The organism is Herbaspirillum sp. B65 (assembly GCF_000333555.1).
GTDB lineage: Bacteria > Pseudomonadota > Gammaproteobacteria > Burkholderiales > Burkholderiaceae_D > Herbaspirillum > Herbaspirillum rubrisubalbicans.
Genome location: NZ_BADI01000018.1, coordinates 1 through 1,502 on the forward strand (window position 1 = coordinate 1; position 1,502 = coordinate 1,502).

At 65.6% G+C, this 1,502-nt stretch carries 1 protein-coding gene and 1 pseudogene; one reads left to right on the forward strand and one right to left on the reverse strand.

The features are described 5' to 3' along the window. Positions 1–951: thiamine-phosphate kinase (thiL, locus tag I5W_RS00385; RefSeq protein WP_044527766.1), on the reverse strand; the 951-nt coding region annotated here is incomplete at its 3' end. 382 nt (positions 952–1,333) lie between these two features. Here thiL and I5W_RS29215 point away from each other — a divergent pair. After that, positions 1,334–1,502, forward strand: a pseudogene (locus I5W_RS29215) (hypothetical protein); the annotation flags it as partial.

Below are 1,502 nucleotides of genomic sequence, written 5' to 3' on the forward strand. Positions count from 1 at the left end.
ATCGAAGGAATCCGGGGTCTCCTGCAGGGGCTCGCCGGCCGCGTCCAGCAGGCGCAGCCCGGCCTGGGCATCGATGCGGCCGATGCGGGTGACGGCCGTGCCGGCGGCGTGGGCCGCCTTCTGCACTGCCTCGCGCTGGCGCGCCGGGGCGGTGAAGCAGAGTTCGTAATCGTCGCCACCGGAGAGCGTGAAGCGGCGCCGCAGGTGCAGGTCGCGCTGTTGCAGTGCCGCGCCACTGGGCAGGGCATCCACATCCAGCGTGGCTCCCACGCGTGAACGGGCCAGGATGTGGCCCAGGTCGCCGGCCAGGCCATCGGAAATGTCGATGGCGGCATGGGCGATGCCGCGCAAGGCCAGCCCCAGCGCCACGCGCGGGGTGGGGGCGTGCATCCGCGGCGCGGCCTGTTGCAGTTGCTCGGGATGGACCTCGAACTCCTGGCGGTAGCCGGCCAGCGCCAGCCGTGCATCGCCCAGCGTGCCGGAGACCCAGATGTCGTCACCCGCACGGGCAGCATCGCGGCGCAGCGCCTGTTGCGGCGGCACTTCACCGAAGACGGTGATGCTGATGGTCAGTGGTCCCTTGGTGGTATCGCCGCCGATCAGTTCGCAGCCGTGCTGGTCGGCCAGCGCCAACATGCCCTGCGAGAATGGCGCCAGCCATTCGGCGCGGGCTTGCGGCAGCGCCAGGGCCAGCGTGAAGGCAATCGGTTGCGCGCCCATGGCGGCCAGGTCGGAGAGATTGACCGCCAGGCACTTGTGGCCCAGCGTGTGCGGGTCGGCATCGGGGAAGAAGTGACGGCCTTCTACCAGCATGTCGCTGGAGATGGCCAGTTGCATCCCCGGGGCCGGCGTCATCAGCGCGCAGTCGTCGCCCACACCGAGCGCCGTGCGGCTGTCGGGGGCGGGCGGGCGGCTGAAGTAGCGCGCGATGAGTTCGAATTCGGAAAGCATGGCGCGATTGTAACCAATCCGTCATCGCTTCAGGCGCACAATATCCGCTCCAGGTTGTCATCATGTCCCCTTCCTGCGCGATGTTGCGCCGCAGCGAGATGCCGCGCTAGGGGTTTTCCCCAATATCGATGATGCGGAGCCGGTGGCAGCCTGTGTCGGCGCAAATCAAGCTGTGCGCAATTGCGCGTATCGGACGATAAACGGACGTCATCTGACCGCTGAAAGAGCATGTTCGCGGTCATCATGGAATCCCATGAAAAACCCCGCAAAGCCAGTCCCGAAAAGGCTTTGCGCGGGGCAGCATGAGGCCGGTGGCCTATGATTGAGGGCTGACCTCTGCTAGAATCGACCCCCTTCGCAAGTCAACTAGAGAATACAGAGTATGGATTCGATGATCAGTAAGAAAGAAGAAGTGCGTCAGCAACTTCGTCAGGCAGCACTGGACTACCATGAGTTTCCGACCCCGGGCAAGATCGCCGTCACGCCTACCAAGCTGCTGACCAACAGCGTGATCTGTCCCTCGCGTATTCTCCCGGCGTGGCCGCGGCCTG